At 38.9% G+C, this 25977-nt stretch carries 29 protein-coding genes; 3 read left to right on the top strand and 26 right to left on the bottom strand.

The features are described 5' to 3' along the window. Positions 1–2 precede the first annotated feature (2 nt). From ED622_RS16800 to trmJ, 17 genes are all read right to left on the bottom strand, one after another. Positions 3–614: a tetratricopeptide repeat protein gene (locus ED622_RS16800; RefSeq protein WP_122035979.1), complete on the bottom strand. Its 612-nt coding sequence runs from the start codon at positions 612–614 to the stop codon at positions 3–5. Between the two features lie 11 nt (positions 615–625). After that, a complete protein-coding gene (hisS, locus tag ED622_RS16805) occupies positions 626–1894 on the bottom strand; it encodes a histidine--tRNA ligase (RefSeq protein WP_122035981.1) in 1269 nt (422 codons plus the stop codon). A 41-nt stretch (positions 1895–1935) separates the two neighbouring features. Further along, positions 1936–3054 carry a flavodoxin-dependent (E)-4-hydroxy-3-methylbut-2-enyl-diphosphate synthase gene (ispG, locus tag ED622_RS16810; RefSeq protein ID WP_122035983.1) on the bottom strand — a complete coding sequence of 373 codons (1119 nt, stop codon included), beginning with the start codon at positions 3052–3054 and terminating at the stop codon, positions 1936–1938. A 12-nt stretch (positions 3055–3066) separates the two neighbouring features. Continuing rightward, positions 3067–3984, bottom strand: a complete 918-nt coding sequence (locus ED622_RS16815) for a RodZ domain-containing protein (protein ID WP_122035985.1) — start codon at positions 3982–3984, stop codon at positions 3067–3069. After that, on the bottom strand, positions 3974–4735 hold the full coding sequence (gene pilW, locus ED622_RS16820) for a type IV pilus biogenesis/stability protein PilW (RefSeq protein WP_122035986.1): 762 nt from the start codon (positions 4733–4735) through the stop codon (positions 3974–3976). Before pilW ends, ED622_RS16815 begins: the two co-directional genes overlap by 11 nt. A gap of 30 nt (positions 4736–4765) precedes the next feature. After that, on the bottom strand, positions 4766–5884 hold the full coding sequence (locus ED622_RS16825; RefSeq protein WP_122035988.1) for a bifunctional tRNA (adenosine(37)-C2)-methyltransferase TrmG/ribosomal RNA large subunit methyltransferase RlmN: 1119 nt from the start codon (positions 5882–5884) through the stop codon (positions 4766–4768). Between the two features lie 241 nt (positions 5885–6125). Then, complete coding sequence (gene ndk / locus ED622_RS16830; RefSeq protein ID WP_122035990.1) at positions 6126–6560, bottom strand: nucleoside-diphosphate kinase; 435 nt, start codon at positions 6558–6560, stop codon at positions 6126–6128. A 143-nt stretch (positions 6561–6703) separates the two neighbouring features. Then, positions 6704–7990, bottom strand: a complete 1287-nt coding sequence (pepB, locus tag ED622_RS16835) for an aminopeptidase PepB (RefSeq protein ID WP_122035991.1) — start codon at positions 7988–7990, stop codon at positions 6704–6706. Positions 7991–8220: 230 nt separating this feature from the next. Further along, entirely contained in the window at positions 8221–8421 is a 201-nt protein-coding gene (gene iscX, locus ED622_RS16840) for a Fe-S cluster assembly protein IscX (RefSeq protein ID WP_122035993.1), read from the bottom strand. A gap of 115 nt (positions 8422–8536) precedes the next feature. Further along, positions 8537–8875, bottom strand: a complete 339-nt coding sequence (gene fdx, locus ED622_RS16845; RefSeq protein WP_122035996.1) for an ISC system 2Fe-2S type ferredoxin — start codon at positions 8873–8875, stop codon at positions 8537–8539. 2 nt (positions 8876–8877) lie between these two features. Continuing rightward, positions 8878–10731 (bottom strand): Fe-S protein assembly chaperone HscA, encoded by a 1854-nt coding sequence (gene hscA, locus ED622_RS16850; RefSeq protein ID WP_122035998.1) that lies wholly within the window; start codon positions 10729–10731, stop codon positions 8878–8880. Between the two features lie 35 nt (positions 10732–10766). Continuing rightward, positions 10767–11282 (bottom strand): co-chaperone HscB, encoded by a 516-nt coding sequence (gene hscB / locus ED622_RS16855; protein ID WP_122036000.1) that lies wholly within the window; start codon positions 11280–11282, stop codon positions 10767–10769. Positions 11283–11297: 15 nt separating this feature from the next. Next, complete coding sequence (iscA, locus tag ED622_RS16860) at positions 11298–11621, bottom strand: iron-sulfur cluster assembly protein IscA (RefSeq protein WP_045101378.1); 324 nt, start codon at positions 11619–11621, stop codon at positions 11298–11300. Between the two features lie 127 nt (positions 11622–11748). Beyond that, positions 11749–12126 carry a Fe-S cluster assembly scaffold IscU gene (gene iscU, locus ED622_RS16865; RefSeq protein WP_045101377.1) on the bottom strand — a complete coding sequence of 126 codons (378 nt, stop codon included), beginning with the start codon at positions 12124–12126 and terminating at the stop codon, positions 11749–11751. A gap of 32 nt (positions 12127–12158) precedes the next feature. Beyond that, positions 12159–13373 (bottom strand): IscS subfamily cysteine desulfurase, encoded by a 1215-nt coding sequence (locus tag ED622_RS16870; RefSeq protein WP_122036003.1) that lies wholly within the window; start codon positions 13371–13373, stop codon positions 12159–12161. A gap of 31 nt (positions 13374–13404) precedes the next feature. Beyond that, entirely contained in the window at positions 13405–13911 is a 507-nt protein-coding gene (iscR, locus tag ED622_RS16875; protein WP_122036005.1) for a Fe-S cluster assembly transcriptional regulator IscR, read from the bottom strand. A gap of 96 nt (positions 13912–14007) precedes the next feature. Continuing rightward, entirely contained in the window at positions 14008–14745 is a 738-nt protein-coding gene (gene trmJ, locus ED622_RS16880; RefSeq protein ID WP_122036007.1) for a tRNA (cytosine(32)/uridine(32)-2'-O)-methyltransferase TrmJ, read from the bottom strand. 207 nt (positions 14746–14952) lie between these two features. Between trmJ and suhB the strand changes: the two genes are divergently transcribed. Then, entirely contained in the window at positions 14953–15756 is an 804-nt protein-coding gene (suhB, locus tag ED622_RS16885; RefSeq protein ID WP_122036009.1) for an inositol-1-monophosphatase, read from the top strand. A 98-nt stretch (positions 15757–15854) separates the two neighbouring features. Here the strand turns inward: suhB and truC are convergent, their stop codons facing one another. Together truC and ED622_RS16895 are read right to left on the bottom strand one after the other, a co-directional pair. Next, positions 15855–16619: a tRNA pseudouridine(65) synthase TruC gene (gene truC, locus ED622_RS16890; RefSeq protein ID WP_371413446.1), complete on the bottom strand. Its 765-nt coding sequence runs from the start codon at positions 16617–16619 to the stop codon at positions 15855–15857. Between the two features lie 22 nt (positions 16620–16641). After that, on the bottom strand, positions 16642–16956 hold the full coding sequence (locus ED622_RS16895; protein WP_122036013.1) for a YqcC family protein: 315 nt from the start codon (positions 16954–16956) through the stop codon (positions 16642–16644). Between the two features lie 102 nt (positions 16957–17058). On the opposite strand from ED622_RS16895, the gene ED622_RS16900 reads away from it, so the two are divergent. Both ED622_RS16900 and ED622_RS16905 read left to right on the top strand, forming a co-directional pair. After that, entirely contained in the window at positions 17059–18096 is a 1038-nt protein-coding gene (locus ED622_RS16900; protein ID WP_122036015.1) for a DUF3549 family protein, read from the top strand. A gap of 4 nt (positions 18097–18100) precedes the next feature. Next, positions 18101–18409 (top strand): DUF3301 domain-containing protein, encoded by a 309-nt coding sequence (locus tag ED622_RS16905; protein WP_122036017.1) that lies wholly within the window; start codon positions 18101–18103, stop codon positions 18407–18409. Positions 18410–18484: 75 nt separating this feature from the next. Here the strand turns inward: ED622_RS16905 and ED622_RS16910 are convergent, their stop codons facing one another. The 7 genes from ED622_RS16910 to ED622_RS16940 form a co-directional block, all read right to left on the bottom strand. Then, entirely contained in the window at positions 18485–19762 is a 1278-nt protein-coding gene (locus tag ED622_RS16910) for a carbohydrate porin (protein WP_122036019.1), read from the bottom strand. A 255-nt stretch (positions 19763–20017) separates the two neighbouring features. Then, a complete protein-coding gene (locus ED622_RS16915) occupies positions 20018–21022 on the bottom strand; it encodes a LacI family DNA-binding transcriptional regulator (protein ID WP_122036020.1) in 1005 nt (334 codons plus the stop codon). Positions 21023–21092: 70 nt separating this feature from the next. After that, the gene (locus tag ED622_RS16920) at positions 21093–21416 is read right to left on the bottom strand and encodes a PTS lactose/cellobiose transporter subunit IIA (RefSeq protein WP_122036022.1); all 324 of its coding nucleotides are present in this window, start codon (positions 21414–21416) and stop codon (positions 21093–21095) included. 11 nt (positions 21417–21427) lie between these two features. Next, positions 21428–22363: an ROK family protein gene (locus ED622_RS16925; protein WP_122036024.1), complete on the bottom strand. Its 936-nt coding sequence runs from the start codon at positions 22361–22363 to the stop codon at positions 21428–21430. Between the two features lie 26 nt (positions 22364–22389). Next, on the bottom strand, positions 22390–23799 hold the full coding sequence (locus ED622_RS16930) for a glycoside hydrolase family 1 protein (RefSeq protein ID WP_122036026.1): 1410 nt from the start codon (positions 23797–23799) through the stop codon (positions 22390–22392). Positions 23800–23885: 86 nt separating this feature from the next. Continuing rightward, a complete protein-coding gene (locus ED622_RS16935; RefSeq protein ID WP_122036028.1) occupies positions 23886–24191 on the bottom strand; it encodes a PTS sugar transporter subunit IIB in 306 nt (101 codons plus the stop codon). A 32-nt stretch (positions 24192–24223) separates the two neighbouring features. Continuing rightward, positions 24224–25594, bottom strand: coding sequence for a PTS sugar transporter subunit IIC (locus tag ED622_RS16940; protein WP_122036029.1), 1371 nt, complete (start codon positions 25592–25594; stop codon positions 24224–24226). Positions 25595–25977 lie beyond the last annotated feature (383 nt).

Genomic DNA, 25977 nt, shown 5'->3' on the forward strand with positions numbered 1-25977 from the left:
CCTTACTCTGCTAAGTCATCCAGTTTCATTTGAACTGCTTGGTTCATACCAGCTTGTAGTGCTTCTGTATAAGCAGAACGAGCCGTTGCTACATCACCTTGACGAAGAGCAATATCACCTTTTAACTCAGCAACACGAGCAGCCCAGCTCGCAGGCTTAACACCCGCTAATGTCGCTAATGCTAGATCAAACTGTGCTTGTTCTGTTTGAATTCGAGCAGCACGCACTTGAGCCGTAGCAATTAATGACTCGTCTTTGCTGTTGCTTGCAATCCAGTTTAATTGCTCAAGAGCCGCATCCAGTTGGCCTGCTTCTACTTGTACTTTTGCTAACTGAAGGGCAGCAAGAACTGCATACTCACTGCTTGCATTTGCGCTAATAAACGCCTGAGTCGATTCAGCCGCTTCTGCACCAGACGCTTGTAAAGCCGTTAGTGTTTTCTCATAAGACATTGAAGCGATATCTTTCGCTTCAACTTGTGCTGATTGGTAATATTTCCAGCCTAAAATAGCTCCTATACCAACAACGCCACCAACAACGACTGCCTTGCCATTTTCTTTCCACCAACTTTTAATGGCTTCAACTTGTTGTTCTTCAGTTTCGTAGGCTTCCACGTCCTATCCTCTTAAATCAAATCAGCTAATTTTGCGAACACATCTGCTTGAGCTAAAGTTTCTTGCTCACCAGTAAGTAAGTTTTTAACGTTTACCGTTTGCTCAGCCACTTCACTCTCACCTAAGATAAGAACAACCGCAGCACCAGCATTATCTGCACGTTTAAATTGCTTTTTAAAATTACCACCACCGAAGTGGCACATAACGCGTAAGCCTGGAACTTGTTCTCGTAGTGATTCAGCTAGCTTCATACCAGCCATCAATGTACCTTCACCAGAAGTCACCATGTACACGTCTACTGAGCGACGTACATTGGTTAATTCTAATGTTTCCATTAATAACACTAAACGCTCTAGGCCCATTGCAAAACCAACAGCTGGAGTTGCTTTACCACCTAATTGTTCAACAAGACCATCGTAACGACCGCCACCACATACTGTTCCTTGAGCACCTAGACTTTCAGTGATCCACTCAAAAACAGTACGGTTATAATAATCTAATCCACGAACTAAACGTTCATTAACTTGATATTGGATGCCAGCAGCGTCAAGTAGTTCACATAATCCAGAAAAATGTGCTTTTGAATCATCATCTAAGTACTCAGATAACTTAGGTGCATCACCTAAAATAGCTTGTACATCTGGATTCTTCGTATCAAGAACACGCATTGGGTTTGTATGCATACGACGTTTACAATCGTCATCTAACACATCTAAATGCTGTTCTAAAAATTCAACTAATGCGATACGGTAGTTAGCACGTGACTCTAATGAACCAATAGAGTTAAGTTCTAAACGTACGTGCTTATCAATACCTAGTTCACGCCATAAACGAGCTGTCATCATGATAAGTTCAGCATCAACATCTGGGCCATTTAAGCCAAAGACTTCAACACCTACTTGATGGAATTGACGGTAACGACCTTTCTGAGGGCGCTCATGACGGAACATAGGACCCATGTACCATAAACGCTGTTCTTGGTTGTAAAGTAAACCATTTTCAATTCCTGCACGTACACAACCCGCAGTCCCTTCTGGACGTAGCGTTAGGCTGTCGCCATTACGGTCTTCAAACGTGTACATCTCTTTTTCAACAACGTCTGTTACTTCACCAATAGCACGTTTGAATAAGTTTGTTTGTTCAACAATCGGCATACGTACTTCGTTGTAACCATATGCACTAATTACGCGTTTTACGCTATCTTCAACTTTGTGCCACAATGGAGATTGTGTTGGAAGGCAGTCATTCATGCCTCGAATTGCTTGGATTGCTTTAGCCACGTTCACTTCCCGATGGATTTCATTTATATCTGGTTTGCTAATCAGTCGATCTGATTAACATCAATTTGGTTTTCTTTAGATAGCATTGCTGCTTTCGCACGGATCTTCGCTTCTAGCTTGTCCACAATATTGTCATTATCAAAGCGTTCTTTTTGACGAATGCCATCTTCATAGAATGCACTTTTTCGATTACTACCGGCAATGCCTAAATGAGACACTTCTGCTTCACCTGGGCCATTAACCACACAACCAATCAAAGAAACATCCATTGGTGTGATTAAATCTTCTAGACGCTGTTCTAACTCATTAACCGTACTAATAACATCAAACTCTTGACGAGAGCACGTTGGACACGCAATAAAGTTAATACCGCGAGAACGAATACGTAATGATTTTAGAATATCAAAACCAACTTTGATCTCTTCAATTGGATCAGCAGCTAATGATATACGCAATGTGTCACCGATACCTTCAGATAGAAGTATACCTAAGCCTACTGCCGATTTCACAGAGCCTGCACGTGCACCGCCCGCTTCAGTTATACCTAAATGCAATGGTTGAGATATTTGCTTAGCCAATAGTCGATAAGAATCTACCGCTAAAAAGACATCTGATGCTTTTACGCTGACTTTAAATTGGTCGAAGTTCATTCGATCCAAGATATCTACATGGCGCATTGCTGATTCAAGTAACGCTTCTGCTGTTGGCTCTTTGTATTTTACTTGAATGTCTTTTTCTAATGAGCCGCCATTCACCCCAATACGAATTGGAATATTTTTATCTCTTGCGCAATCAACAACAGAACGAATTCGTTGTTCATTACCAATATTGCCTGGATTAATACGTAAGCAATCCACGCCATATTCTGCAACTTTTAATGCAATACGATAATCAAAATGAATATCAGCGACTAATGGCACAGATACTTGCTGTTTAATGATCTTAAACGCTTCTGCAGCATCCATTGTTGGCACTGAAACTCGAACAATATCAGCGCCTACTTTTTCAAGTGCTTTAATTTGGGCTACCGTCGCAGCAACATCAGTCGTTAATGTATTTGTCATTGACTGAACAGCGATAGGCGCTCCATCACCAATAGGAACATTACCCACATAAATGCGAGTAGATTGGCGACGTTTAATTGGGGACTCTATATGCATGGAATCAACTCATTATTGAGGTAAGGTTAATCGTGCAACTTTACCTGCTGGATAAGCAGATAAATCAACAGGTTTGCCTTTATAAGTTAGTGTCACGGCACTTGGTGCGCCAATAATTAATTTATAAGGGGCTTTACCTGTTAGTTTTAATGTTTGATTTGCTTTTTTTACGCCAGAATACAAACGATTGTTTGAAGCGTCTTGAACTTGTAGCCAGCAATCGCTGTTAAAGGTCATCGTTACATCTTCAGTCACGATAACTTTTGTCTCAACAATTTTCTCAGCTTTTGCTTCAACCGGAGTAACAGCCTTAGGCTCTTCTTCGATTTGCTTTTCAAGTTCAGCAGGATCTGTTTCTAGATCAGAAACCTTAGTATCTAACTCAAGCATTTCAGCTTCTGTTAATGTTGGTTCCAGCTCTGTCGCAGTAGCATCATTTTCTGTTGGTTCAATTGCTTCTGCCGTTGCTACATCACTTATCAATGTAACATCCTGTGTGCTTTCTAGTTGAGCTTGTTCTTGCCACCACCATAAAACAGACATACTTAAGATCAGAGCAAAAATAACCCATGTTAACTTCATAATACGATTGTCATGTTTTTCTCTTTTTGTCTTACGAGAAAAACTTTGCATGTCATGCTCTTCTATTAAGGTTTTACCAAGCTGATCTAAGGCATTTAATACTTTAACTTCTGGTACGTTCACCACTTTGGCGTAAGATCGATAATAACCCCGAGTAAACGTGGCTAATTTCCCCATGTCAAATTCGTCAGCTTCAATTTGTTGTAAGACTTCGACACGTAAACGCAAGCGAGATGAGACTTCCTCAAGTGTTAGTCCTAGCTCTTCACGGGCTTCTTTCAATAATTGCCCTGGAGCAATAAGAGTCTCTTTTACTTCACTTGTTATTTCAATATTTTCAGTAGTCATAATTTATATAGTTCTGATATTCGATGGAGTCCGGATACTCTGTCCCAAGTATATTTGCGTACTTGTTAACTAAGTGCATATTGCCTGCTTTTTTTTCTAATTCTATGAGTAAGCTTAGGCTAATGGGTTTATATCCGTACTTCTTATTAAATTTAAACAGTAAAACTCTCGGTTCTGAATAGTTGCCTTCATCAATATTCAATTTTGCCAATTGAAGGGTAGAACGAACACGATTTGGATCATGAGCCAGCGAGCGCTCAAAATACGTTTTAGCTGTCACTTTATCCCCACTACTCAATGCACACATTGCGGCATTTTCATAACTTGTAGAAACAAGATAGTAGTCAGGTAATTCGATTGCTTGAGAAAAATTTTGCTGGGCTTTCTCATATTCGCCATTTTTACAAAGAAAAACGCCGTAGTTATTTAATACATTACCATTTTTTGACGAAGAACGTAATGCTCGTTTGTAAGCCTTTTCAGCTAAAGCGGTTTCTTGGACTTGTTGGTAATAATAAGCGAGGGAGGTTTGAGAACGGTAATAGTTAGGGGCGTACTGTGCAGCCAATTCCAAATTTTCACGGGCTTTGATCATATCCCCCGCATTCAAATAGCTTAATCCAAGGGCAATTCGAGCTTCTGCTGCTCGAATTTCCTCTTCTTTACTCATGTCATCTATTTTATTAACAGTGACACAACCAGCACTAATCAATAATCCAAACGTTATTAGTGCTGCTCGCCATTTTTTCATTCTGCCTTCCCTTGCTGTTATACACCAAGATTAAACAGTTTTAACAGGGATCCCTTCGCCTTGCTGTTTAACTTGAGTACGTTTAGTTCTATCGATTACATCGCCAACCAACTGGCCACAAGCAGCATCGATATCGTCACCACGTGTTTTACGAACGGTTACCGTAAAATCATATTCCATTAGTGTTTTCATGAATCGATCAATTCGTGAATTACTTGGTTTCTTGTATGGTGACCCAGGGTATGGGTTAAATGGAATCAAATTAATCTTCGCAGGTGTTTCTTTTAATAGTTCTGCGAGTTGTCTTGCATGGTTCATATCATCATTAACATGATCTAACAGAACATACTCAACGGTCACGCGACCACGGTTAGCATTTGATGAAGCAATGTACTCACGTACACACGCTAAAAACGCTTCAATATTCCAACGGTCATTAATCGGCATGATTTCACTGCGCAATTCATCCGTTGGTGCATGAAGAGAGATAGCTAAAGCAACATCAACTTTACCAATCATTTGCTCTAAACCTGAAACAACACCTGATGTAGATACTGTTACACGACGTTTAGACAGACCAAAACCAAGATCATCAAGCATGATGTCTAGTGATGGGATCAAGTTTTTCATGTTTAGTAATGGCTCACCCATCCCCATCATTACAACATTGGTAATTGGGCGGCGACCTGTTTCTTTCTCTAAACCAATCTCACGAGCTGCACGCCAAATTTGGCCTACAATTTCAGATACTTTAAGGTTACGGTTAAAACCTTGTTGTGCCGTTGAGCAGAATGTACATGCTAGTGCACAACCCACTTGAGAAGAAACACATAATGTTGCACGGTCTCCATCTGGGATATATACCGTTTCAACGTCTTGATCGCCAACTTTCATTGCCCACTTAATCGTACCATCAGCTGAATGTTGAGCTTCAGATACGTAAGGTGCACGGATCTCACACTTGTGTTTTAGTTTTTCACGAAGTTTTTTGTTGATGTTATTCATTTGATCGAAGTCATCACAACCAAAGTGATACATCCACTTCATAATTTGATCGGCTCTGAATGCTTTCTCTCCTAATTCCTCAGAAAAAAATGCTCGAAGTCCTTTACGATCAAAGTCCAGTAGATTGATTTTAGCTGTAGTCATGTTGCCTCTCTGATAAATAACATCACCGCGAATATCGGGCGCAGAATTGTACAAGTTTTGAGAGAATATTACTAGAGGTAGAGGTATGAGGAAAAATCAAAGAATAGAAACTATATGCACTTCGTGCCTGGATACTATAAGAGCAGATAGGCAGACAGCGTAAGCTACACTGCTCTTATAGGAAGTGAAGCGATTAGTTTCTAGTTAATATAGAAAGCTTAGCTTACTTTTTAACATGACTTTATTCTGCTGGACGAGAACAAATTTCATCATCAGCGAAGAAATACGCAATTTCACGAGCCGCTGATTCTGGGCTATCTGAACCATGAACTGAGTTGTAACGCATGCTTATTGCATAGTCAGAACGAATAGTTCCGCATGCAGCTTGCTCTGGGTTTGTTTTTCCCATTAACTCACGGTAACGAACAATTACATCTTCACCTTCAAGTACTTGAACCATTACAGGTCCTGATGTCATGTATTCAACTAAGGCATTAAAGAACTCTTTACCTTCATGTTCAGCATAAAAACCTTGCGCCTGCTCTTTGGTTAAAAGAAGCATCTTCGCGGCTACAACTTGCATACCTGTTTTTTCAATACGACGATAAATAGCGCCAATTAAATTACGTTTAACAGCGTCTGGTTTTACAATTGAAAAAGTACGTTCTATTGTCATTTTACTTTCCTTTAAAGTGTCTTTTTAGATCTTATATTAATTCTAAACAGTACTCTCTATTCTCTTAAATCGACAATAAAAATACTGATGGGAATTATCTAAAAGAAAAAAGAAGACCGAGCATGACTCGATCTTCATTCTATTTATTTCGTTAAAAGGTTTGCTAATGTTCTTACACCAACCCCTGTTGCTCCAGCAGACCATTTATCTGACGGGGCAGTACGGTAAGTTGCTGAACAATCCATATGCAACCATCCTTTCTTATAATCATCAACAAAGTAAGAAAGAAAACCTGCAGCTGTACTTGCACCTGGTGAATATGGACCAGATCCAATGTTTGCTAAATCAGCAAAACTTGATGGCAACATAGTTCGGTGGAATTCCATTAACGGTAAGCGCCATAGCCCTTCATTTTCTTCCTGAGCAGAAGCAAGTGCTTTTTGACTTAACTCATCATCAAAGCTTAACAATGAATGGAAATCATTACCTACTGCCATTTTAGCTGCACCGGTTAGTGTTGCACAGTCGATAATAAGCTCTGGGTTTTGTGCTGAAGCAAATTGAAGACCATCAGCTAATACTAAACGACCTTCTGCATCGGTATTTAAGATCTCTACTGTTTTACCATTTTTGTAGGTAATGATATCGCCTAGCTTTAATGCTCGACCAGAAATCATGTTTTCAGCACAACATAAAATCAATTTAACACGCTTGTCTAAACCACGAAGAATCGACATTGCAAGGCCAGCCGTCGCTAATGCAGAGCCGCCCATGTCCGCTTTCATTGATGCCATGCCGCCAGACGGTTTAATACTGTAACCACCTGAATCGAACGTAATGCCTTTACCAACCAAACATGCAAATACTGGTGCATTTTCGTCGCCCGTCGGGTTGTAATCTAACTGTAGCATCGCTGAAGTACGTTCTGAGCCACGACCTACCGCATAAATACCCGTCCAACCTTCAGTAAGTAAATCTTTATCTTTAACAATCTTAGCCGTAACGGTACCAGCAGGCGCCACCGACTTAATAAACTCAGCAGCCATTGTCGTTAACTGACGAGGGGCTACTTCTTCTGCCGTTTTATTGATAACTTCACGAGTCCAATTAGTCGTCAAAATACGATCATTCAACTCTTTTTCATCTGCCGCTGCAAGCCCAGCCCAAGTCACGTCATTATTGCTTTTCGAATCACGGAAGCCTTGAACAAAAGACCAAATAGACTCTAAATCCCACTCTGAACCTTCTAGTTCAACAGCAACAATACCTTGACCTGTTAACTTTCGAGCTGCACGCTGAATTGCACTATAAACGTCGCTGTCGGTACAGTGGATAACAGCACCTTCAGCCGTAAATGAAAGCGGTGCGTTGTCACCCCAATGAGTAGGTGCAGCAATTGATGAAAGTTGTACAGTCAACTTTTGTGACATGGTGAATCTCCTTTAAGCACGCAATAACTCCATACAATCATACAGATTAGCTCTGCCAATTATTTATATTGCGTTAATACAAACCGGTAATAAGCGAACAGAATGTTCTTTTAATATAATTTGCCTACTTTACCTTGGCGATACAAGGAATTTCAGCAAAATCTAAGAGATTGATCTAAGCAGTTGGTGGGAATTTAGACGTTATAACTGAATTGATTAATTTTAGTGAACTAATCCCATTCATCCATCCAACAAAGCACTATCGCTTCCAATACTTTTTCTCCAGAATGTTTAGGATCATCATCGAAGTCGTCTAACTCTAAAACCCATTGGCACAAATCAGTAAACCGCACTGTTTTTGGATCCGTATCCGGATACTTATCTGACAATTCAATCGCTATTTCTCTAGAATCTATCCATTTCAAACTCATTGTAAACTCCTTTTAAATTGGTCATTTTATAGCTAATAAAAAAGGCAAGCTTGAGGCGAGTAATCACTTACTTCTCAAAACTTGCCCTCTTATTTAACATCTTAGGTTTTGAAGATTAATGATCTTCTGATGCTAAGTTTAGTGTATATTTTGGAATTTCTACCACTAAATCTTGTTTTGCCATTCTCGCTTGGCAACCAAGGCGAGATTCTGGTTCTAGACCCCATGCTTTATCTAGCATGTCATCTTCAAGCTCATCACTTTCTTCAAGTGAATCAAACCCTTCACGGATAACAATATGACACGTTGTACATGCACATGATTTCTCACACGCATGCTCAATCGCAATACCATTTTTAAGGGCTACATCTAAAACCGTTTCGCCTTCATTTGCTTCAAGTACTGCACCTTCTGGGCATAACTCATTGTGTGGTAGAACAATAATCTTTGGCATTTCTATACCTCATCAATAGATTGACCGGCTAATGCGGCGCGAATAGATGCATCCATTCGACGCGCAGCAAACTCTTGGCTTGCTTCATCAGCGTGTTTAATTCCATCTTCAATTGCTTGCGTATCTGTACCTTGACGTACTGTGATCAACGCTTCAACTGCTTGTAAAACTTCTGCTTGTTCTTCTTTGGATAGTAATGCATCGCCATCATTATTAAGCGCGACAACTAATCCTTCGATAACACGGTCAGCTTCAACTTGCTGCTCTGCTAATGCACGAGCTTGCATATCTTCTTTAGCAAACGTCATTGAATCTTTCAGCATGCTAGCTACTTCATTATCACTTAAACCATAAGAAGGCTTAACTTGAATATGAGATTGAACACCGGTACTTTTTTCCATTGCAGTTACAGATAAAAGACCATCAGCATCCACTTGGTAAGTCACTCGGATATGTGCAGCACCCGCCGTCATCGGTGGAATACCTTTCAATGAGAAGCGAGCAAGAGAGCGCCCATCTTCCACCATTTCACGCTCACCTTGAACGACATGAACCATCATGCCTGTTTGACCATCTTTAAAAGTGGTAAATTCTTGTGCTTTCGCTACAGGGATCGTGGTATTACGCGGAATGATTTTTTCAACCAAGCCGCCCATGGTTTCTATACCTAGAGACAATGGAATAACATCAAGCAATAACATTTCAGCATCAGGTTTATTACCCACTAAAATATCCGCTTGAATGGCAGCGCCAATAGCAACCACTTGATCAGGGTCGATACTGGTTAATGGCGTTTTGCCAAAATAATCTCCTACAGAGCTACGTACGATAGGTGTTCTTGTTGAACCGCCAACCATAACCACTTCCATTACTTCTTCTGCGGTAATATCTGCATCTTTTAATGCACGGCGACAAGCCATTAGTGTTTTCTTCACTAACGATTGAATTAATTGATTAAAAATATCAACTGTAATATTGCCTGACCATTCTTTAAAAGAAACAGTCACTGAGTCTGCATCTGACAATGCCACTTTAGTTTCTGTTGCTAATGTCAAAAGCTCACGCTGTTCTTGATTAGAAAGTGCTGATGTAATACCTGCTTGGTCTTTAATCCATTGCGCTAATGCATGGTCAAAGTCATCACCACCCAGTGCAGAATCACCACCTGTTGCTAATACTTCAAATACGCCTTTTGATAAACGTAGGATTGAAATATCAAACGTACCACCACCAAGATCATAAACTGCAATAACGCCTTCTTGACCTGAATCTAAGCCATAAGCAATCGCAGCGGCTGTTGGTTCATTTAATAGACGAAGCACATTTAAGCCAGCTAATGTTGCTGCATCTTTGGTTCCTGCGCGCTGAGCATCATCAAAATAAGCCGGTACTGTAATGACAACACCTTCAAGATCGCCACCTAACGTTGCTTGAGCTCGGTTAGATAATGATTTAAGGATCTCTGCTGATACTTGAACTGGGTTCACATCACCTTGAGGTGTATTAATAACAGGTAACCCATTATCACTTTCTTTAAATTCGTAAGGTAAATCAGGGTAACGTGTTTGAATGTCTTTCAGCGAACGGCCCATTAAACGTTTTACCGAAATAATGGTATTTTGAGGATCTAAAGCCGCAGACTGGTAAGCGTTGGCACCCACACAAATTTTATCGTTTTGATATTGCACTACGGACGGAAGAATTACATTGCCTTTTGTATCCGGTAATGTCTTTGCTTCACCACTTCGAACCGAAGCGACTAGTGAGTTAGTTGTGCCTAAATCGATGCCGACTGCTAGTTTATGTTGATGTGGTGCAGCACTTTGTCCAGGCTCAGAAATTTGTAGAAATGCCATGGGTAATATCCTTCACTTAATTAATCTAACAAAGATTAATTTAATAATTTATCTTCTAACTTTTCGACTTCTTGATTGAGCTTATCAATAAACTTCAATTTACGTACGCTTTGTGCCGCTTCTTGCCATGCATCCGCGTCTAATTGTTTTTTTAATTCAGACAATTGTGATTTACGCATTGCGGAAACATTTTCAGAAAAATCAAATAACGCACTTTCAGGATCTGAACTTGATGAGATATCTTCTAGATCTTCTCGCAGTTCCATTTGTTGCATTAAAAACATTGGATCTTGCATCGTCGTTTGTTCACCACGAATATCATGACCTTGTTCTGAAAGTAAGTATTCTGCACGGGAGACTGGATTTTTTAGCGTTTGATAAGCGTCGTTAATTTGCGCCGCTTTTTGAACGGAAAGTAAACGGTCACGTTCTGACGAAGTCGCGAAGTTATCAGGGTGGAATCGTTTCTGCAATTCACGGAATTGAGCAGAAAGAAGGCCACCATCCAGTTCAAACTGGTTTGGCAGCCCAAATAATTCAAAATGATTCATAGTTAACGTTATGCTCTATACGTTGAAGCTTTCACCACACCCACATTCACTTTTTACGTTTGGATTGTTGAATTGGAAACCTTCATTTAGACCTTCTTTAGCAAAGTCTAATTCAGTTCCATCCATGTAAGCTAAGCTTTTTGGATCGATGATAATCTTAACCCCAAACTCTTCAAACACTTGGTCTTCTTCGTTTAGTTCATCAACAAATTCAAGAATATACGCCATACCAGAGCAACCAGAGGTTCTTACGCCTAAACGTAGACCAATGCCTTTTCCTCGGTTTTCAAGAAATGTTTGAACACGGCTTGCTGCTGCTTCAGTTACTGAAATGGCCATACTACAACCTTTACTATATTTGTTTGTGGTCATGGGTGTCGTTAATCAATAACGACCTATATTAGACAATAAAGCGCCGTATTTACACGATATCACGTAAACAGACGCTTTATAACGTTACTTAATCTTAGTGTTTATTACGGTAATCAGATACCGCTGCTTTAATCGCATCTTCCGCTAAGATTGAACAGTGAACTTTCACTGGTGGTAATTCTAGCTCTTCAGCGATTTCAGCATTTTTAAGCGCTGCTGCTTCGTCTAATGTTTTACCTTTAACCCACTCAGTAACTAGTGAGCTTGATGCGATTGCTGAACCACAACCGTATGTTTTAAATTTTGCGTCTTCAATAATACCTTCTGGAGATACTTTGATTTGCAATTTCATAACATCACCACACGCTGGTGCACCAACCATACCGCTACCAACTGATGGATCATCTTTTTCAAATGAACCAACGTTACGTGGATTTTCGTAGTGATCGATTACTTTTTCGCTATAAGCCATGATAAATACCTCTAAATTCTGGAACGTCCGTGTTAGTGGTGTGCCCACTCAACCGTGTTTAAGTCGATGCCTTCTTTATACATATCCCATAATGGAGACATATCACGCAGTTTATTTACTGCTTGGCTAATTTGTGTGATTGCATGATCAATCTCTTCTTCCGTCGTATAACGACCAAATGAGAAACGAATTGAACTGTGTGCTAGCTCATCATTTAGACCTAGCGCACGTAATACATACGATGGTTCAAGACTTGCTGACGTACATGCTGAACCCGAAGAAACCGCAAGATCTTTCAATGCCATTAGCAGTGATTCACCTTCAACAAATTCGAAGCTGATGTTTAAGTTATGTGGTACACGTTGGTCTAAATCACCATTAATATGTACAGCTTCCATATCTTTAACACCATCAAGAAGACGATCGCGCATTGCTAAACAATGGTCATAATCTTTTTGCATCTCTTCTTTTGCGATACGACACGCTTCACCCATGCCAACGATTTGATGAGTTGCTAATGTACCAGAACGGAAACCACGCTCATGACCACCACCGTGCATTTGTGCTTCTAAACGAATACGCGGTTTACGACGAACGTACAATGCGCCAATCCCTTTAGGACCATACATTTTATGAGCAGAAAGAGAAATTAAGTCCACTTTCATTTCTTGTACATCAAGAGGGATTTTACCTGCTGATTGTGCTGCATCAACATGGAAAATAATTTTACGTGAACGACAAAGCTCACCAATTGCTGTGATGTCTTGAATCACACCAATTTCGTTGTTTACATGCATAATAGAAACAAGCACGGTGTCTTCACGCATCGCTGCTTCTAATTTAGCTAGGTCAACTAAACCATTAGATTCTGGATCTAGGTAAGTAACTTCATACCCTTCACGCTCAAGCTGACGGCACGGATCAAGAACTGCTTTATGCTCAGTTTTACAAGTAATTACGTGCTTGCCTTTCTTATGGTAGAAATGCGCAGCACCTTTAATTGCAAGGTTATCTGATTCTGTAGCGCCTGATGTAAATACGATCTCACGAGGATCAGCATTTAGTAGGCTAGCGATGTTGTCACGAGCTGTATCAACCGCTTCTTCAGCCTGCCAGCCGTAACGGTGCGAACGTGATGCTGGGTTACCAAAGCATCCATCCATTGTCATATGTTGAACCATTTTATTCGCTACACGCTCATCAACAGGACAAGTCGCCGAATAATCAAAGTAAATTGGCAGTTTCATTTTCATCTCCGAGAATACAGACGTTTGACCGTCAAAGGCGGACATTAACACCCACAGAATTTATTATTTTAGAACCCGTTGCTAACCCATTATTTAAGGCTGCATCGATATTTTGTCTATCTGATACTTGTTGAACTTCATTGTCGACCATCAGTTCACCAAGTGTAATTCCATCTAAAAAGCTACTAATACGTGAACTTAAATCACGCCACAAGGTATGCGTTAAACAACGAGTTCCACCTTGGCAGCCTTCTTTACCATGGCATTTGGTTGCATCAACCGATTCATCAACAGCAGAAATAACCATTCCTACCGCAATATTATCAGCACTTAATCCTAAGCGATAACCACCACCAGGACCTCTGACACTTGCAACCAAGCCAGCTTTACGTAATTTAGAGAATAATTGCTCAAGATAAGATAATGAAATCCCTTGTCGCTCAGATATATCAGCAAGCGGTACAGGACCTTCTTTGGCATGCAGTGCAACATCAAGCATTGCTGTTACTGCATATCTTCCCTTTGAAGTTAATTTCATAAGTTACCTCATATCCACACTATTCGTATGGAATGAATCTTCCCATACCTGACTGTTTTGGTCAAGTATTTAACCTAGTATTTTAGTCAGGTATTATTACTTGCTTATATTTTCGTCTTTCATGCTTCTTTCTACAGCAGTCAAGATCCCACGTAACGTACGTAATTCATGCGTTTCTGGACGAGCACGGTTAAACATACGACGCATTTTATTCATTACTTGGCCAGGGTGAGCCTTATTAATAAAGTCAGTCTCTGTCATCACTTTTTCAAGATGCTCATAGAATAGCTCTAACTCAAAATTTAAAGGGTATTCTGCTTCTTTTGATTCCCCTTTATATGCTTGACTATCTAACCAAGCAACTCGAGCTTCATAACTGATTGTTTGTACAGCCATCGCTAAGTTTAGTGAGCTGTACTCAGGATTTGCTGGGATACACACATGAAAATGACATTTCTGTAATTCTTCATTAGTCAATCCAACTCTTTCTCTACCAAAAATAAATGCGATAGGGTGCGTTGGCGCTTCTTCAATCGCTTTAACGCCTGCTTCACGTGGTTCAAGCATTGGCCATTCAAGCGTTCTTGAGCGAGCACTAGAGCCAATAACCAAACCACAGTCTGAAATAGCTTCATCTAATGTATCAACAATACGAGCTCGATTCGCAATATCACTTGCGCCTGCTGCTAATGCAATGGCTTGGCCATCAACTTCACATTCTGGTGCTACTAATACCATATTAGTTAACCCCATTACTTTCATTGCGCGAGCTGCTGAACCAATGTTTCCTGAGTGACTGGTACCAACAAGGACAATACGAATTCTATCTAACATGTTATTTTTCCATCTGATGAAAAGAGCCGCCGGATACTATCATAAAGCAATTACCCTTTCCTCTTTATATACCCGAGATTTTAACCTTGCCTCGCTTTTTTTATAATAAACCTACCAACTGAACAAAAAATAAACGCTTCCTTTTGATAACTACTTTGTGTATACTCGCCGCGATTTCTGTTCTTTAACATCTTTTGGGATATAACTATGCATCCAATGCTAAATATTGCTATACGTACTGCGCGTAAAGCCGGTGACTTTGTTGCTAAATCTTTTGAGCAAACTGACAAAATTGAAACAACAAAAAAAGGCAATAACGAGTTTATTACGAACATCGAAAACGATGCTCAATACATGCTTGTTGACATGATCAAGAAATCTTACCCTGATCACAGCATCATTTCTGAAGAGTCTGGCCTAATCGAAGGCAAAGACGCTGACGTTCAATGGATCATTGACCCATTAGATGGCACGACTAACTTCGTTAAAGGTATCCCACACTTCTCTATCTCTATTGCGGTTCGCATTAAAGGCCGTACAGAAGTGGCTTGTGTATACGATCCAATCCGTAATGAATTATTCACAGCTCAACGTGGTGCTGGTGCTCAACGCAACAACCAACGTGTTCGTGTTCAAGAATTAAAAGACATGAACGAAACAATTCTTGCGACTGGTCTTCCATACCGTCAAAAACAACACGCAGCAAGCTACTCAAAAGTATTGAGCGCAATGTTTGTTGAATGTTCTGATATCCGTAGCTCTGGTTGTCCTTCTCTAGATTTATGTTACCTAGCTGCAGCTCGCATCGATGGTTTCTTCGCTCTTGGCCTTAAGCCTTGGGAAATGGCAGCAGCAGACCTAATCGCTCGTGAATCTGGCGTTATCTGTACTGACTTCACTGGCAACACTGACTACATGAAAACTGGTAGCCTAGTAGCTGGTAGTCCACGTATCGTTAAGTCTATGCTTAAGAAGATCCGTGAAAACGGCAGCGAAGCAATGGCTAAATAATCTTAATTGATTATCAAGATTTGAATTAAAAATCTTAATTAAAAAAAGGGAAGTGAGTTTATCTCACTTCCCTTTTTTATTGTCTTTAATCCAATGTTCTATAACTCAACATCCCAACCGAACTCGACCATTAACCTCTGCCATGTTTCATCAACACTTGCTTTTATTACTATGTTTTCATTCGTGATTGGATGAGTAAAACTCAACTCTGATGCATGTAATAACAAACGGTGGCTATCCAAGTTCTCTTTAAATAATCGATTATGCTTACCATCACCATGACTCGTGTCCCCAACGATTGGATGACGTAAGTGTGCCATATGACGACGAAGCTGATGCTTTCTACCCGTATGAGGTTTAAGCTCCATTAAGCAATAACGACTGGTTGGAAATTTACCGGTTGAATAAGGTAACTCCACCTTAGCTAGTGGTTTATATTCCGTTATAGCCTCTTTTGCTTCAACTTCTTTTGAGGCCTTTTTATCGGCTATTTTATCCAACTCTTTTTTAAGAGGATAATCTAACGTATCTGCCTCTTCTATCCATCCACGAACTATCGCATGATAGGTTTTCTTTATTTCTCGACTCGCAAATAGCGGCGAAACTTGAGCGGCAATCTCACTTGATAAAGCAAAGAATAATATGCCTGATGTTGGTCTATCTAAACGGTGTAATGGAAAGACATGTTGACCAATTTGATCGCGTAATGTCTGCATGGCAAATACGGTTTCATGTTTATCAAGCCACGAGCGGTGTACTAGCATTCCCGCAGGTTTGTTAATCGCAATTAAGTGCTCGTCACGATAAACAATCTCAAGCTCAATTGGCTCAACCTGCTCTTCTAATAACTCATCGTGAGTCACTGCGTTTTCTTCTGTATTCACTTTATTTACCTAATGCATCAATGGCGTGGCATAAACGAACAATGTCAATGTAGCCATCAACATCTTTTAATGCTTCTTCAATATAAGGCGCAATCGAAAACCCTTTTGGCGTCGGTTGACCATGAGAAATTAGCTGATTCATTTTAGGGATGAAAATCCACTGTAGCCATTCCGTAGCAGATAAGGTGTCGATTGAAAAAGGTTCTGTACTTGATAAATCAGCTATCGATGGTGCTGTAATTTGCCAGTGCCCATGATAGTCCAATTGTTGAGCTAACTGCTCTAGTAACTCTGATAATACTAACGATGCTGTCATAACCGATTGAACTCGCACTCTCTGATACTTTTAATGACAAAGGATACCATCTTATCAAGGCTTGGGTATAATCACGATATTAACCATAGAATAAGACATATCATGGACCAGATTTATACGCTTAGCCAACTGATACAACAATCAGACTGTGAATACACAATTTATGATTTAGGTCGTCGTGTACAACCTATTTCAAATAAACAATTTGAATCCATAGAAGCGGCTCAGCAACCTTATCCTTATCCTCTTCAACGTCATGCTCATTTAGCAATTGCGTATTGGAATAAAAGTAAACAACCTTGGATTTGGTTTTTAAAACTTCCTTTAGATGAACGCGGTTTATTACAACAAGGTGATATCGGTAACTTTATTAAATATGTTGTTGAAGCTATTGGCGTATCATTAAGTGGCGATCTAAACGAAGAGCAACAACAAAAGCTTTCAAGTAACCCATACACGTTTAAGCCTAAAGATGACAAGATGGCCATGTTTCACAGTGTATTACGTACCACGCTGAAACAGCCTATGAGTCAGTATTACGAGCATGCTCAAACTTACCTCTCTGGTAATAATGGTTGGGATAACTGGCAGTTTGTTGGGGTGCAGGGCTTAGCGGATGTCTGTGCAAATCTTGATAAAGAAAATAATGGCGTTGCATTACGTAAAGCATTACCGCATTTACCCACTACGGTTTTATATGCAACTCTTGGCTGTTTAGAGCACATTGAGCTGCCAGAGAAGTTAGCGCTAAAACAGCAAGAAATCATTAGCGATCTTTGTAGTGATGATGGTACTGATCTATTTTTACTATCTGCACATATTCGTGCTCTTTCTGGTGCGGAAACAAAAATCTTATCTCAAGCATTAACTCAAATTTTATCGAGTGAACGTTTAAGTCACCCTGAAGTATTGGTAGCGATTGCTGGTCGTTGCTGGACAGGATTAGAAGATATAGCGACTGCGAATTTATTTTTACTTCGTTTAGCTCAAACGGGCGATCAGCAACTGTTCAACCAGCTGTTTTCCGATTTAGTAATGCAACCTAAATTACGTATGTGCATGCTACAGATCCTTCATGGTGAAGCGGATCCAAAACTAGCAGACGCACTATTAACTTTACAGCAAACCACCAAGAGCTAATGATATGGATAATCTTTTTGCGATACTTGGCTTAACCTTTTTCTGTTTTCTTTTTTGGCAACAAAGAAGACAATCAGAATACGCACATCAAGCTATCCAGCAATACTGTAAAAAAATGGAGTTGCAACTATTAAGTGTAGCAAGAGGATCATATGGCTTTCGCTTACCAAGTGGAAAGAAACGCTTATATACCATGTATGAATTTGAATTTTCTTCTGTTGGTGATGATCACTATACGGGCAAATTGATCATGGTAGGCTTTAAAGCGGCAAAGTTTAATTTACCTCCATATCGTATGGCAGAAGAATATTAAGTGCTTTAATGAAAATTGAGCAGGCCCATAATGTTGCAGCCTGCTCAATTCCCCCCTTATTTTATACTCTTTCTCTTACCACCAAGCTTCCCACATAGCACCAACAGCAAAGGTATCTTGTTTACCCGTTTCTCCACGAGTTAAATCAACCTCTGTATTTGAATCACCCACCGTTGCATAAAGTCTCAGCATTGGGCGTGCACCTGAATCCATATCAAAGCTAATATTTTGAGATAGCGTTACTTTCCATGCATCGTTTTGTCCGCTTTGATTATCAAAATCAACTAATGAATATCCCGCTTCTAACCAAGTAGAGTGAATACTGTTCCATGCATAGGTTGGGCGCACAATTGCACTGTAGTTCGCACGATCATCTTGACTGGCATTTTTATCTTCTAGTGACTGGTAGCCAACTAAATATTCAATATTAGTTTGATTACTCATCACTAGCTTACCTTCTAATTGCATTAGTAAAGTAGAAAGGTCTTCTGTTTTATTAAAGATATTATTATCGACATTATTGCCATAGCGAGTCACAAATTTGTTACTTAACATTCCAACACTATGATTTAATTCAATTGCTAGTTGATAGGAATCAATATCATCCACATAACACTGTTTAGCTACCCCCGTACCCGTACAAGTTTCGGTATCCTTGTCGGTTTCAGTATTTTTAGAGGAAAAGCCATAGTTTGCGTAAAAAGAAAGGTCTAGAGCACCTGTTAAATTAATATCATGCAATTTAGAAGTAATCGCATAGTTTCCGCTATCGCCTGTACCGCCATTCTCATCAACTTGTGCTACCGCAGCCATATCGAATTTTACACTTCCAAATTCAAGATTTTTAATACCAGCACCTTGAGCATCATTCTGCATCCAGAAATAATCGTTCAACCCTGTTTGAGGTCGGTTGTGGAAATCTCGGCCAGCCCAAATATAAGCATTAGGTTGTGATTCAAAAACATTCGTAGCCCCCGCATAGAATTTCTTCAAACCAACGTCATCACCCCAATGCTCTAGCATTAATACAACATCCCAAATCGTACCATTATCTGATACAAACCCTTTGGCAAATTGAAACTCACCACCATTACCTTCATTCCCCAAACGCCCAGTAGCATTTCCAATTAATTGCCCATCAGCAGAAACGTACTTTTCTACATCATCTGAGAAATGGAAACCATAACGAGCATACCCAGAAAAAATGATTCCATCAGGAATGTCTGTTGCTGGTGAAATAACTAACGGTTGCTGATCATCTACTTGAATATTATCTAATGGATCTGTTTCGGCCAAAATATAAGGTGATGTAAATGTTGCCGCAACAGCAAAAGCGATAGGTAATAATTTCATTGTAATTCCTTTAATCTATTTAAATAATAGTTTCAAATTTTCATAATATTATCGATTTATAAATACCGACTCATTAATGAACTATTTTAATTATTCACTTTCAAACAAATATTATTCAACTACAATTAATTTCAAACATTAACCTGATCACGCATGTTTTATATTTATATATATTTTATTTTTAGATTTATTTTCAATATTAAAAACAAGTATTCGACATATAAAAGGGTTACATTTAAAATAACCCTTTTATATTTACTTAAGTTTACAACTAGAATCTCGAACAATTAACTTACCTTTTAATATTTCAGTTGTTGGTTTAACTTCTTTATCTGATATTAATTTTAAAGCTTTGTTCATTGCTAATTGAGTTATCTCTTGAATTGGTACATTAATTGTTGTTAATGCGGGAGATAAAAAAGCAGAAATCTCATCATTATCAATACCCACAATAGAAATATCTTCAGGAATGCGGATATTCATCTCTTTTAATGCTTTAATCGCCCCTAGTGCTAAATGATCATTAAAACAAAAAATAGCGGTAATATCTCGTGAACGCTTAAGCAATTCCTTACATGCTTGGTATCCATCTTCTAACTTACCATTTTTTATAATAATTAAGTTCTCATCATCATTAATACCATGTTTTGTAAGCGTTTCTTTCGCTCCTTTTAAGCGAATTTGCCCAGTACTTGAACCCTGATTAAGGGTAATCATTGCTATTTTTTTATGGCCTAATTCAATAAGATGCTCAATGGCCATTTGGCTTGCATCATATTGATCAAAAGCCACTGCATGCCCTAGCCCATCAGGTAACGTTCGGTTAATAACAACAAGTGGGATAAGCAATTTCTTTTGAATATCACAATAATCATCAGCCGTCATAGTACGACTATAAATTAAAATAGCATCGCACTTTCTTGCTACTAATGAATTGATGGCTTCAATTTCAGTTTCAAGTTGGTTATGACCATCAGTAACAATTAACTGTTTTCCTGATTCTTCTGCAATTCTTGTCGCCTCTTTGAGTAAAATACCAAAATAATAACCATCAAAGAAAGACACAATAAGGCCAATACTATTCGAACTATTTGTTGCCAATGCTTGAGCTACGAGGCTCGGTTTATAGTTCAATGTTTCCATTGCATCAAAAATCAGTTTTTTTGTTTCTTCTTTTACTGGTCCTTTCCCATTCATTACTCGAGAAACGGTTGCTTTAGAGACACCAGCAAGCTTACATACGTCATTGATTGTTGCCATTGAAGCCCTCAAAAATATGTATATGAAATTAGCGTAATAATATCTAAGTTATTACGCTAAATACACTTTATTATTTATTCTGCAATGCGCGATGGATCTCAATTAACTCTTGAATCATCTCTTTCGCAAGCATTGAGGTCATAATATGATCTTGGGCATGCACCATAATTAAATTAACGGGTACTTTACCTTCTCCTTCATCCATACCAATGAGTTGTGTTTGTACATCATGCGCTCTTTTTGAAGCTTCTGCAGATTGCTTTAAAAGCTCATCAACTTTATCCCACTCTCCAGATTTTGCCGCTCGCAATGCTTCCATTGCACATGATTTTGATTCACCTGCATTAATAATTAATTCCATTACTGTAGTTTCTAATTCTTCACCAACTAACATGTTATTTATTCCTATTTAAATTTGTTTTTCATCGTTAAAAAGTGATATACCGCCCCGATTAATCCACTGTCATTATTGAAAGTGCTTTTTTCAATCGAAACTAACTCTTTAACACTAAATTTATTAATTGAACCTTGGCTTTTAATAATATGATTAAATTTTTCTTCAATATTAAAAATTAAGTCTTCTCTACTACTTATTGCTCCACCAATGATTATTTTTTCTGGATTTAAAATAAAAGTAAGATTATATAATCCAATAGCAATATTATTATAAAAGTCATCAATTACTTTTATTGCAATGTCATCACCAGTTGATGCGAGATTAAAAATATCTTTTCCTGATAAATCATCAATACTATTAATATTTTTTAAATCCGAATAACGACGTCTCAACCCTTCTCTAACGGAGGCAGTAAAGCTCATACTAGCTGTTGCTTTATCTTCAATATCAAATATATTTTTGGTAAACATATAACCAAATTCTCCAGCCATAAAAGAATGACCTCGAACCATTTGGTTATTGATATAAATAGCGCCACCAATTCCAGTGCCTATCGTAATACAGATAAAATTCTCAACATTTTGTGCTTTGCCGCGCCATTTTTCAGCAAGGGCTACGCAATTAACATCATTCTCTAACTCAACAGGTAAAGATAATCTTTTGGTCAGCTCATCTTTAAACTGAAAACCATAAAAGTCATCTATTGCTCCACCGGTTTTTAAATACCCTGTATTTACATCAACAAATCCAGGAAGAGAGAAAGCTGCACCATCAAACGTATACTTTTTTGACCACTGCTCTTTTATATCGACAAGCGTGGCTATGATTTGTTGACCACAAGCTTCGGTTTTTACCTTACCTTGCTCAAGAACTTGTCCTTGCTCATTTAACACGCCAAACTTTATGTCTGTACCACCAATATCAAATGAAATATACGTTGCCATAATACGAGCCTCTCCCTTTATTTTCGTTAAATGTTTTCACCACGGGTAGCGATAACGTCTTTAAACCAATGGAACGACGCTTTTTTCTTACGTGCTAATCCATTTTGATGATCGACATAAATAAAACCATATTGTTTTTTATAGCCATTTAACCAGCTCAATAAATCAATCGCAGACCAAGCGTAATACCCTTTAATATGAACGCCTCGACGAACCGCTTCTTTAACTGCGCCTAGATGATCTTTAATAAAGTTAATTCGTGGAATATCACACACTTCACCATCAATAATCGGGTCTTCATCTCCCAAACCATTTTCTGTAATGTAAAGCTTGATCTGACCATAATGCTCTTTTATCATTTCAAGCCCAGCAACAAAGCCTTCTGGTGAAATTTCCCAATCCCATTTAGTGTATTTTTTATCGTCCATTTTTACTGTGCGATACACATTATCGTAACTTGGATTGCCTGGTGATCCTGTTGAGTTTTCACGAGTAATCGTGCGAGACGCTACACCACCTTCAATTTTTTCAACACGCTGTGGTTGATAGTAATTCAGCCCCATAAAGTCATTCAAAGGCGCTGCTTCAAAAATAGTTTGCAACTCTTCATCTGTCCAATCAGGTAAGTTCCCTTCTTCTTGTAGTTGTTTAACTACGTATTCTGGGTATTTACCAAGCAGAATAGGATCATAGAACCAGTTCATACTAAATTGATTTGCATGCATTGCAGCAAAATGACTCGTCTCTGAATCATCTACTCCAAACGCAGGGCTAAATACATGACTCAAACCAATTTCACCAAATTGATTTAATTTTTTGTATTCAATAACCGCTTTAGCATGAGCATAAAATACGTTGTGTGTAGCTTGAAAATATTTCTTAGGATCATTTTGGATCCCCGGTGGATGTGCGCCTGCCATGTAACCTAGCGCACAGAAAACTACGGTTTCATTAAAGGTAATGAAATGTTTAACACGATCTCCAAATTCATTAAAACATAGTTTTGCAAACTCAACATACGCATCACAAGTTGCTTTATTTAACCATGAACCTTCTTTTTCTAGTGTTAGTGGTAAATCCCAGTGATATAAAGTAACAAAAGGAACGATGCCATACTTTAAGCATTCATCAATTATGTTGTTATAAAAGTCGATACCTTTTTGATTAATCTCACCGGTACCATTAGGGAAAATACGAGCCCAAGATATTGAGAAACGGTAGGACTCCAGCCCCATTTCAGCCATTAATGCAATGTCTTCTTTATAACGATTATAATGGTCAATAGCGACATCACCATTAGTACCTTCGAACGTTTTTCCTGGGATTTTAGTAAACTCATCCCAGTTTGTTGGACCTTTTCCATCTTGATCCCATGCGCCTTCTATTTGGTAAGAAGCGGTTGCTGCGCCTAATAAAAAATCATTTGCAAATTTCATCTCGAATTCCTGCTTTACTGCTGCTAACGAATCGATAGCCAACTGATGTTTGTTTTAACCTAAGTCATCCTAGGCCTAGAATGTTATTAACCTAAAAGTACCAATGCATCTTTAAGGATTTTGTCACCTTTCATCATGCCGTAATCCATCATGTCGATAACTTCGACCTTCTTATTTACTTCATCAGCTAATTTCTGCAGCTCATCTTTTTTAAAGCGGATTTGTGGCCCTAATAGAAATAAATCATATTCAGCTAAATAGTCTTGAATTGTCTCAACACCATGGGCTTCGATATGAATCTCTAATCCCTGTTGTGCCGCTGATTCACGCATTTTTTTTACAACCATAGATGTTGACATTCCCGCTGCGCATAGTAGTAAAATCTTTTTCATAATAACCTCGATAATAATCCAATAAATTTCAATTAAGCTGTTGCTGTCGTTGTTACAGATTCTGTTTCTGGCGCTGCTGATTTCGTTTCTTCTTGCGCCGTTAATTTGTCTAGATACTTAAAGAATGGGAAGTACACACATAGCGTCATACAGAAAACTGCAACCTGTAATACTGCGGCACTCCACCCCCCAACAATAAATCCACTCAATACTATTGGTGTTGTCCATGGCACTTGAACTGCGGTGAATGGTCCAACAAACCCCATATTAATTGAGGTATAAACCATGATTGCAGACAGTACAGGAGCCGTTACGAATGGAATAAACATAATTGGGTTAAAGATAATTGGTGTTGCAAAAATTACAGGCTCATTGATATTGAAAATACCTGGAATAAAAGAGAGACGACCTAGTTGTTTAAACTGAATAGAACGGGCAAATAGCACCATACAACACACCAAACCAAACGTTAGACCTGAACCACCAACGGTAATAAATTGGTCAACAAATTGGTTAGTCACTATCTTTCCATTCTCACCAGCAATCAGTACTTCACCTGCATTTACTATTGATTGGTTATGAAGTGCATTCGCCGTTACGATTGGTCCCATAATGCCCATAACAATGACTGGACCATGAACGCCACACCACCAAAGTAGAGAAATAAGTAGAGCAATACCGACAGCCCCAAAGAATGAATCAGACATACTTTGTAATGGTGTTTGGATGATGTGATAAATGGTTTCAATAAAGGTTTTTTCAAAAACGACTTCAAAGAATATGTAGGTTAAGAAAGCAAGAGTGATAATTAGAAAACCAGGAATAAGAGATTTAAAGGCATTAGATACACCTTCAGGCACGCTGTCTGGCAATTTAATAACCCAGTTACGGTTAAAGGCCATTGAGTAAATCATGCCAACAACTAAGCCAATAACAATAGCTGCAATCATGCCCTTACCACCAAGGAAAGCTTTTGGTATAACACCACCTATATGCGTCACGCCATCAGGAGCAACAACAAACGCATTCATCACAATAAGAAGAGACACAATAGCTAATACCCCCGCATTTACGCCATTGTGCCCTTCATATTTAACGTAAGTGTAAGCGATACCAAAAGCACCAATTAGCGCCAAAATATCGAATGTTGCCCCTACAACTTGGAATAGTGGTGTTGACCAATTAGCACCGAAAATGCCAGCCATGAATTCACCGTAGCCATCAATAGGAACGAACGCAAGTAATAAAAATACTGAGCCAATAATGGTCAGTGGCATGGTCAACATGAAGCCTTCTTTAATGGCGACAATTGGTTTTGAATTAACGACCTTTAAGAGTTTAGGAAGGATTTTATTTACCTTCTCCATTATTGTGCTTTGCATCGTTGCCGCTTGCGTACTCATTTTTCACCCCTGAATTGAATTTTAAACATGCGAATTAAATTAACTTGAAAGCAATGTAACCGGTTTCAGTAACCGGTTACATTGCGTAATTGAGCAAATTTGATTCAACTCACGCTTATTAATTAAACGAATAATAAAAATGTGATCTACGTAATTTAAATTTATTACTTAGATTATTTTGGGAGGGAGTGTTTAAGGTGATTTAAAAAGAAAAACCCCATTAAGCTTTTGCCTAATGGGGTCATAACTCTACTCGCAGCGATCCGGCTACTTATGGTGCTCCGTGCATCAAATCCTTGATAGTATGCTGAAATCCGTCAGCGTATTCCTTTCATCGCTGTCCTAGCGGTGTCCATGATCTAATCCTGATCCGTTAACAATCC

The sequence above is a fragment of the Aliivibrio sp. EL58 genome (assembly GCF_900312675.1).
Classification (GTDB): Bacteria; Pseudomonadota; Gammaproteobacteria; order Enterobacterales; family Vibrionaceae; genus Aliivibrio.